This is a genomic window from uncultured Amnibacterium sp. (assembly GCF_964245895.1).
Taxonomy (GTDB): Bacteria; Actinomycetota; Actinomycetes; order Actinomycetales; family Microbacteriaceae; genus Amnibacterium.
Genome location: NZ_CAXTOQ010000147.1, coordinates 1 through 8,412, shown reverse-complemented (window position 1 = coordinate 8,412; position 8,412 = coordinate 1). Strand labels below are relative to the sequence as shown.

9 protein-coding genes are annotated in these 8,412 nt (G+C 75.3%); 3 read left to right on the top strand and 6 right to left on the bottom strand.

Annotation, left to right across the window (positions count from 1 at the left end; all coding sequences use genetic code 11):
- Nucleotides 1–1,223, bottom strand: a 1,223-nt coding sequence (locus ACFE60_RS15600; RefSeq protein ID WP_375389782.1) for a magnesium transporter MgtE N-terminal domain-containing protein, incomplete at its 3' end; no start/stop codon positions are given.
- Nucleotides 1,224–1,338: 115 nt separating this feature from the next.
- Here ACFE60_RS15600 and ACFE60_RS15595 point away from each other — a divergent pair.
- The gene (locus ACFE60_RS15595) at nucleotides 1,339–1,917 is read left to right on the top strand and encodes a general stress protein (protein ID WP_375389781.1); all 579 of its coding nucleotides are present in this window, start codon (nucleotides 1,339–1,341) and stop codon (nucleotides 1,915–1,917) included.
- Nucleotides 1,918–2,090: 173 nt separating this feature from the next.
- Here ACFE60_RS15595 and ACFE60_RS15590 read toward each other — a convergent pair whose 3' ends face one another.
- Nucleotides 2,091–3,503 carry an aminopeptidase P family protein gene (locus ACFE60_RS15590; protein WP_375389780.1) on the bottom strand — a complete coding sequence of 471 codons (1,413 nt, stop codon included), beginning with the start codon at nucleotides 3,501–3,503 and terminating at the stop codon, nucleotides 2,091–2,093.
- A gap of 115 nt (nucleotides 3,504–3,618) precedes the next feature.
- On the opposite strand from ACFE60_RS15590, the gene ACFE60_RS15585 reads away from it, so the two are divergent.
- Entirely contained in the window at nucleotides 3,619–4,404 is a 786-nt protein-coding gene (locus tag ACFE60_RS15585) for a phosphotransferase (protein ID WP_375389779.1), read from the top strand.
- Between the two features lie 4 nt (nucleotides 4,405–4,408).
- On the opposite strand, the gene ACFE60_RS15580 is transcribed toward ACFE60_RS15585, so the two are convergent.
- Nucleotides 4,409–4,954 carry a hypothetical protein gene (locus tag ACFE60_RS15580; protein WP_375389778.1) on the bottom strand — a complete coding sequence of 182 codons (546 nt, stop codon included), beginning with the start codon at nucleotides 4,952–4,954 and terminating at the stop codon, nucleotides 4,409–4,411.
- Between the two features lie 47 nt (nucleotides 4,955–5,001).
- Complete coding sequence (locus ACFE60_RS15575; RefSeq protein WP_375389777.1) at nucleotides 5,002–6,015, bottom strand: endonuclease/exonuclease/phosphatase family protein; 1,014 nt, start codon at nucleotides 6,013–6,015, stop codon at nucleotides 5,002–5,004.
- A gap of 77 nt (nucleotides 6,016–6,092) precedes the next feature.
- On the opposite strand from ACFE60_RS15575, the gene ACFE60_RS15570 reads away from it, so the two are divergent.
- Nucleotides 6,093–6,950, top strand: coding sequence for a PHP domain-containing protein (locus ACFE60_RS15570; RefSeq protein ID WP_375389776.1), 858 nt, complete (start codon nucleotides 6,093–6,095; stop codon nucleotides 6,948–6,950).
- A gap of 155 nt (nucleotides 6,951–7,105) precedes the next feature.
- Here the strand turns inward: ACFE60_RS15570 and ACFE60_RS15565 are convergent, their stop codons facing one another.
- Nucleotides 7,106–7,768, bottom strand: a complete 663-nt coding sequence (locus ACFE60_RS15565) for a GNAT family N-acetyltransferase (protein ID WP_375389775.1) — start codon at nucleotides 7,766–7,768, stop codon at nucleotides 7,106–7,108.
- Between the two features lie 54 nt (nucleotides 7,769–7,822).
- Nucleotides 7,823–8,412 (bottom strand): helicase-related protein (locus ACFE60_RS15560; RefSeq protein WP_375389774.1); only part of this gene is annotated, 590 nt, incomplete at its 5' end.

Below are 8,412 nucleotides of genomic sequence, written 5' to 3'. Positions count from 1 at the left end.
GACCGCCAGTCGTCGGGCAGCAGCCGGTCCAGCACGTCGTCGACCGTCACGACGCCCACGAGCCGGTGGTTCTCATCGACGACCGGCACCTGCACCAGGTTGTAGGAGGCGAGGATGCGGGACACCTCCGCCGCGGACGTGTTCGCGTGCACGGGCTCCGTCTGGGTGTCGAGGATGCTGCCGAGGCGCTCGTGCGGCGGGTAGCGCAGCATGCGCTGGAAGTGCACGATGCCGAGGAAGCGCCCGGTCGGCGGCTCGTACGGCGGCTGGGTGACGCACACGGCGGCGCCGAGCGCGGGCGCCAGCTCGTGCCGCCGGATCAGGGCGAGCCCCTCCGCGACGGTCGCCTCCGTGGACAGGATGATCGGGTCGGGGGTCATCATGCCGCCCGCGGTATCGGGGTCGTAGGCGAGCAGCATGCGCACGTCGTCGGCCTCCTCGGACTCCATCAGGCCGAGCAGCAGCTCGCTGCGCGCGTCGGGCAGCTTCGCGATCAGGTCCGCGGCGTCGTCCGGCTGCATCGTCTCGAGCACGTCCGCCGCCCGGTCGTCGCCGAGGCGGGCGAGGATCTTCACGCCGTCCGCCTCCGGCATCTCCTCGAGCACGTCCGCGAGCCGGTCGTCGGGCAGCTCGTCCGCGACCTCGAGCATGCGCTGCTCGGGCAGGTCGAGCAGGGTGGAGGCGAGGTCCGCGGCCGGCAGGTCGGCGGTCGACTGGATCAGCTGCGCGGCGGACTGGCCGCGGCCGCCGTGGTCCTGCTCCCGGATGTCGGACCACCTGACGAACGCGGTCGCACCGCGGCCGAAGGGCGCCGGGCCGGTGCGCGGCCGCCGCACGAACGCCTGGCCGACCTCCCACTCCGCCGGGCCGACCTCCTCGATCGCGACGTCCTCGACGGTCGCCTCGCCCGAGCCGTCGGTCAGCGCCACGCGCCGGCCCAGGATCTCGGCGACCACCCGCACCTCCGACGCCCGCTGCTCGAACCGCCGCACGGTGATCAGGCCGGTGGTGATGACCTGGCCGGCGCCGATGGAGACGATCCGGCCGATGGAGAGGAACACGCGCCGGCGTCCCGGGATCTCGACGACCATGCCGACGACGCGCGGCGACGCCGCCCGGCGGTAGACCACGACGACGTCGCGCACGCGGCCGAGGCGATCGCCCGACCGGTCGAACACCGCGCAGCCGGCGAGCCGGGCCACGAAGATGCGCGTCGTACTCACGCCCCAAGGGTAGGGCGCCCCGGCCCTACGGGGGACGGCCGGCGTGCGGCGCACTCATCGGCCGCACCGAGGAATCGGCATGCGCGCATGCAGCGGAAGGTGGGAACCTGTGAATGTGACCAACACCCAGGGCCTGTTCGGCGGCGGCCGGCGCGTGGCCATCCCGACCCTCCCCTCCGGCGACGTCATCGCCACCTACGCCACGTACCAGGAGGCGCAGACCGCGGTCGACCGCCTGGCCGAGACCGACGGCTTCCCCGTGCAGGCCGCCGCGATCGTGGGCAACGACATGAAGAGCGTCGAGCGGGTGACCGGCCGGCTGTCGTGGGGCCGCGCGGCCGCGGCCGGCGCCGGCTCGGGCCTGTGGCTCGGCCTGCTGCTCGGGCTCGTCACGACCATCTTCACGCCGGCGAACGCGAACCCCGGCCCCGGCTACCTGTTCGGCGCGGTCCTGCTGGGCCTGGCGTTCGGCATCCTGTTCGGCCTGATCTCGTACGCCCTGACGCGCAACCGCCGCGACTTCTCCAGCGTCATGCAGGTCGTCGCCTCCACCTACTCGCTCGTCGTGAGCCCGGAGGTGGCGAACCGCGCCCGCACCGTGCTGGGCATCGGCCCGGCCATCGCGCCGGCCGTGGTCTCCGAGTCCCGGCTCGACGAGCCCCCCGTCGATCCGGGTCCGGGCGCAGCGGCCTGACCCGCCCCGACCCGCGCGAGCAGCGTGCGCATCGCCGACGCCCTGCCGGACTGGGCCCAGCCGCCGCCGGTCACTCCTCGAGGAGTTGCGACGCGCAGGGACAGATGTCGCCGCCGAAGCAGGGGCATCTGTCCCTCAGCGGCGCAATTGCGGCGGGTGGGCGCCGACGCGGCTCAGGCGCGGAGGCGCTCGATCCAGGCCTCGACGTCGTCCGGGGTCCGCGGGATCGCCGCGGACAGGCTCTCGACGCCGTCCTCGGTGACGAGCACGTCGTCCTCGATCCGCACGCCGATGCCGCGGAACTCCTCGGGTACGGTCAGGTCGTCGGGCTGGAAGTAGAGGCCCGGCTCGATCGTGAACACCATGCCGGGCTCCAGCACGCCGTCCATGTACAGCTCCCGCCGTGCCTGCGCGCAGTCGTGCACGTCGAGGCCCAGGTGGTGGCTCGTGCCGTGGACCATGTAGCGGCGGTCGGCGCGCTCGACCCCCTCCAGCTGCGCCTCCGGCAGCAGCGGCAGGCCCCACTCGGACACCCGGCGGGCGATGACGTCCATCGCCGCCGCGTGCAGGTCGCGGAAGCGGATGCCCGGCTTCACGATCGCGAACGCCGCGTCCGCCGCCTCCAGCACCGCCTCGTAGATGCGGCGCTGCACGGGTGTGAAGGTGCCGGACACCGGCAGCGTGCGCGTGATGTCCGCGGTGTAGAGGCTCGGCAGCTCGACGCCCGCGTCGATCAGCACGAGGTCGCCGGGCGCGACCGGGCCGTCGTTCCGCGTCCAGTGCAGGATGCAGGCGTGCGGGCCGGAGGCGGCGATCGTGCCGTACCCGAGGTCGCTGCCCTCCGCGCGGGCGCGGGTGAAGAAGACGCCCTCGATGATCCGCTCGCCGCGCTCGTGCTCGACGATGCGGGGCAGGGCGGCGATGACGTCCTCGAACCCCTGCCGCGTCGCGGCGATCGCGGCGCGCATCTCGCCGATCTCCGCCGCGTCCTTCACCAGCCGAAGCTCGGCGAGGTCCCGCGCGAGGCCCTCGTCGGCCAGGGTCAGGTCCCCCTCCCGGCGCTCGAGCGCCGCGAGCTCCGCGGTCGGGAGCCCGAGGGAGGTGCCGACCTCGGCGAGGGAGGGACGGCGGCCGACCCAGAACTCGCCGACGGACGAGTCCGCGTAGAACTCGTCGGTGTCGCGGCCCGCCGCGGGCTGGAAGTGCAGGGTGACGTCGTGCCCGTCGCCGGCGGGCTCGAAGACGAGCACGGACCCCGCCACGGCCTCGTCGCCCCAGCCGGTGAGCCACGCGAACGCGGAGTGCGCCCGGTACGGGTAGTCGGTGTCGTTCGAGCGCACCTTCGGGGCTCCGGCCTCGACGACGAGCCGCGTGCCGGTGTACCGGGAGGAGAGCCGGGCGCGGCGGTCGGCGGCCGCGACGGCGAGGGGGCCGGCGGTCGTCGCCTGCTCGGGCCGGTCCGCCCAGCCGCTCGCGATGTAGCGCTTGAACGCCTCGCTCCTCGGGATCTCGGTCCGGCCGCTGCCGGTCTCGGGCTCCACGTCCCGCTGCTCCGCCGGCCGCACGTCCGTCTGCTCGTCCACCATGCCTCCATCATCCACCCGTGCCGGCGCCCCCCGCCCGCCGTGGAAGCACCGGGCGCCGCCCGCGCAGTCGCCGTGCAGGCGCGCCGCGGGGGAGGCGCACCCCTACGGTGTCCCGATGCCCGCACCACCGGTCGCCGTCGACCCCGAGTTCCGCTCCGACTCGATGCGCGTCGTCCGCCGGGAGGGGGACGTCGTCGTGCGGCGCACCAGCTGGTGGTCGCCCGCCGTCCACGACCTGCTGCGGCACCTCGAGCGGCAGGGCTTCCCCGAGTCGGTCCGCCTCCTGGGGCTGGACGCGGACGGGAACGAGCGGCTGGCCCTCATCGAGGGCGTCGGCGGCATGGAGGCATGGCGGCGGATCGTGCCGGTGGCCGGCCTCCGCGAGTACGCCCGCCTGATCCGGCGCTACCACGACGCGGTCCGCGACTACGCGCCGCCGGCCGACGCGGAGTGGATGATCGGCCGGCGCGCGCTCGCGCCGGACGAGATCGTCACGCACGGCGACGTCGGCCCCTGGAACACCGTCTGGCGCGGGGACCGGGCGATCGGCCTGATCGACTGGGACCAGGCGGCGCCGCGGCCGGGGCTGCACGATGTGGCCTACGCGCTCGAGTACGCGGTGCCGTTCCGCAGCGACGAGGACGCGATGGCGCAGATCGGGTTCCCGGCCCCGCCGGACCGCGCCGCCCGGCTTCGGGCCTTCGCCGCCGCGTACGGGCTGCCCGGCACGGATGGCCTGGTCGACGCGGTGCTGGCCGAGCAGGAGGAGACGCTGCGCGCGAACGTCGCGGTCGCCGCCCGCGGGCTCGAGCCGCACGCCTCCTGGATCGCGGACGGCTTCGTCGCCGCGCAGCAGCGGAGGATCGACTGGACCGCGGCCAACCGGCACCTCTTCGCCTGAGCGATCACTCGCCGAGGTGGGCGGCCAGGCGCTCGAACACCTCCGCCTGCGCGGTCAGGGAGGCGCGCCAGTCCGGCAGCTCGAGCGAGTGGTCCGCGCCCGGCACCTCCAGCACCGCGATGTCGGTGCCCTCGAACGCGCCCTCGCGCCAGTACCGGTCCGCCGTGCCGCCGACCGCGATCGACCGGTCGTCCATCCGCTGCAGCGCGCCGAGCACCGCCTCGTCGGTCAGCAGGGGCGTCAGCCACACGCCGGGGACGTCGTGCTCGAGCGCCCACGGCGCCGCGAGCGAGCCGAGCGACTTCGTGAGCAGCAGGTCCGGCACGTCGTCGCCGGCCGCCTGCTGCAGCGCGCCCTCGACGAACGCGACCGGGTCCGCGCCGCCCTCCGTCTCCGGCGACCACGAGACCACCGCGAGCCGCCACCCCGCCGCGGCGAGCAGCCGGGCCGGCCAGTGCAGCGCCGGGCCGAGCGCGGGGTAGCCGCTGCCCGGCAGCACGACGGCGAACAGCGAGTCCGCCTCCTTGGACCCGCGGGACACGACCTTCACCCCTGGATCCCACCAGCGTGCGGCCCGGGGTGCAAACCGCCTGCCGCTCAGCCGGCGGGGCGCAGCCGCGCGAGCACCGGGCGGTGGTCGCTGCCGGCCGCGTCCTCGCCGCCGAGCACCCGGAACCCGGCGAACGACCAGTTCGGGGTCGCGAGCACGTGGTCGATCGGCGTGCCGACCAGGGCGGGCATGCTCGTCGGCCAGGTGCCGACCGCGGCGTTCCTGGTCGTGAGCGCGGCGTCCCGGCAGGTCGCGAGCTGGCCGCCGCCTGAACCAAGGCCGGCGAAGTGGTCGATCGTCGCGTTGAAGTCGCCCGCCATCAGCACGTTCCGGCCCGAGCAGCGGGCGGCCGCCCAGGAGAGGTCCGTGCGCCAGCCGACCGGGTCGAACGCGTACGGGGCCAGGGTGTGCACGGCCACGATGCGCGGCGCGTTCTGCCCGCCGGACGGGTCGACGACGATGCTCGGCACCGAGTGGGTGTCGCCGACCCCCTCCACCTGCCGGTAGGCGCCCAGCGAGCGCGCCACGAGCAGGGACGTGGATCGGGAGGGGATCCCGTCCTGCTGCGACGCGGAGAACACCCGGAACCGCGAGCCGCCGTCGGCGAGCAGCGCGGCGACCTGCCTCGCGCGCGCGGCCGTCGTCTCCGGCAGCGCCACGACGTCCGCGCCGTTCTGCGTCGCGACGCGCGCGATCGACGCGGCCGGGACCGAGTCGCCCAGCGTGTTCCAGCTGAGCACCGTCAGGTCGTTCGCCTGGGCCACCGGCACGTCGGGCGCGCCGACGCCGCGGCTCAGCTGCACGCCGGCGACCGCGACCGCGAAGGCGACGAGGACCAGCGCGACCGCGCCGAGGAAGCGGCGGGAGCGGTGCAGCACGAAGCCGATCAGCGTGAGCACGACGGCGACGCCGACCGCGGCGACGGCCGACGCGCCGCGGAAGGAGACCGCCAGCGCCGCGACGGGCGCGCGCTGCAGGTCGAGCAGCTGCGGCCAGGCGACGATCCCGAGCACGGCCGCCAGCCCCACCACGAGGGCGACGGCGGTCACGCGGCGGAGCACGGTCGGTAACGGTACGGGCGATCGGACGACGGACCCGTCCGGCTCGCGGGTCCTCGGCCCCCTCCTACGATCGACGCATGGCGGTGCGCGGACGGTTCGACCTGCACACGCACTCGACGGTCTCCGACGGCACGGAGGCGAGCGCGGAGGTGGTGCGGCAGGCAGCGGCGGCGGGCCTCGCCGGGCTCGCGCTGACCGACCACGACTCGACGGCCGGCTGGGCGGACGCGAGCGAGGCCGCGCGCCGCGCAGGCATCGACCTGCTGCCCGGCGTCGAGCTGTCGACCAGGCTCGGCTGGCGCAGCGTGCACGTGCTGGGCTACCTGGTCGACCCGGCCGACCCGGCGCTCGCCGCGGAGACGGAGCGCATCCGCGTCTCCCGGCGCGACCGGGCGCGGCGCATCGTGGAGGCGATCGCCGCCGACTACCCGATCACCTGGGACGACGTGCTCGCGCAGACGAGCGCGGGGGCGACCGTCGGCAGGCCGCACATCGCGGACGCGCTGGTCGCGCTCGGCATCGAGTCGGACCGCAGCGCCGCGTTCGCCGGTGTGCTGCACCCGCGGCGCGGCTACGTCGAACCGCACCACGCCCCCCTCCCCGCCGACGGGGTCCGCCTGATCCGCGGGGCCGGCGGGGTGCCGGTGCTCGCGCACCCGGGTGCGACGCGCGCCGACTGGGTGATCCCGGAGGAGGACGTCGCCGCGCTCGTCGACGCCGGCCTGTTCGGCATCGAGGCGGACCACCCGGAGAACACGCGCGACGGGGGCGTGCGCGCCCACGGGCTGGCGGCCCGGTTCGGCCTGCCGGTCACGGGCTCGAGCGACTACCACGGCTCCGGCAAGCCGAACCGGCTCGGCGCCAGGACGACCGCGCCCGAGGTCGTCGACCGCATCCTCGAGCAGGCGACCGGCTCGGCACCGATCCTCGCCTGAGTCTCTAGGCGGGGGTCGAGCACCTCGGCAGGCTGATCTCGCTTCGGCAGGCTCAGACGGCCCCCGGCAGCCTGCCGAAGTGCTCGCAGCCTGCTGAAGTGCTCGCAGCCTGCTGAAGTGCTCGCGGCCTGCTGAAGTGCTCGCGGCGGAGCGGCTCAGTCGATCGAGAGCCACCGCCGCAGGGCCTCGACGCCCTGCAGGTCGACGTGCGGCCGGAGGTCCGCCCCCCGCCGCTCCCACATCTCGCGGGACAGGCGGAAGCGCTTCTGCACGGTGACGCGGCCCTCGCGGTCGAGGCGCTCCTCCCCGTTCGGCTCGTAGCCCAGCTTGCGCGTCACCGCGTTCGACGCCTGGTTGTCGGCCCAGGCCGAGGTGGTGACCTCGTGCGCGCCGAGGCCCTCGAACGCCAGCGTCAGGATCGCGATGCGGTTCAGGGTGCCGATGCCCTTGCCCTGCCAGGCCTGGCCCAGCCAGGAGCCGCTCTCCGCGGACCGGGTCGTGCCGTACTGCTCGGCGGTCAGGCTCTGCACGCCGATCAGGGTGTGGTCGAGCCGGGCGGCGAACTCGAGCGACCACCGCTCCGGCGACAGCTCGTGCCGCAGCCGCGAGTGGTAGCGGTACACGTTGCGCGCGACCTCGGTCTCGGTGCCGCGCGTCCACGGCGTCGAGAACGGCAGGAAGTTGCCGTGGATGCCGCCGGCGGCCAGCCGGCCCAGGTCCAGCGCGGTCCGGTCGTCGATCGGGGCGAGTTCGACGTCCGAGACCTGGATCCGCACCCCGAGGAGCGGCCAGATGTCGACGTCGGAGGGGGTCGGCATCCGGCGATGCTACCGAGCGGCCCGCGGCGAACCCGACCGCCGCGGGCCGGATGCTCAGGCGGAGGGGGTCGCCGGGCGCGGCCCGCGACGGCGGCGGCGACGGCGCGGCTGGCCCGCCCCGTCGTGCGTGCCCGAGCCCGGGACATGCGCTTCGTGAGCAGAGCCCTCGTGAGCAGCGCCCTCGTGGGCCGAGCCGTCGTGACCGGAGCCGCGGTGCGGGGCGGAGCCCGCATGGGCCGTGGTGCCCGCCGCCGCGTCGTGGGCGCCGTCGCGGCGGGTGCGGGTGCGCGATCGCGCGGGCCGGGTCTCGTCGGCGGCGGGTGCCTCCGCGGGAGCACCGGGCGCGACGGCCGCCTTGCGCAGGCGCCCCTTCGTTCCGGCGGGGATGCCCAGCTCCTCGTACAGGTGCGGGGAGGACGAGTACGTCTCCACCGGCTCCGGCTTGCCGAACTCGAGCGCCTTGTCGATCAGCGCCCACTTGTGCAGGTCGTCCCAGTCGACGAAGGTCACCGCGATGCCGGTGCGGCCGGCACGGCCGGTGCGGCCGACGCGGTGGAGGTACGCGTCCGCGTCCTCGGGCAGTGTGTGGTTGATGACGTGGGTCACGTCGTCCACGTCGATGCCGCGGGCGGCGACGTCGGTGG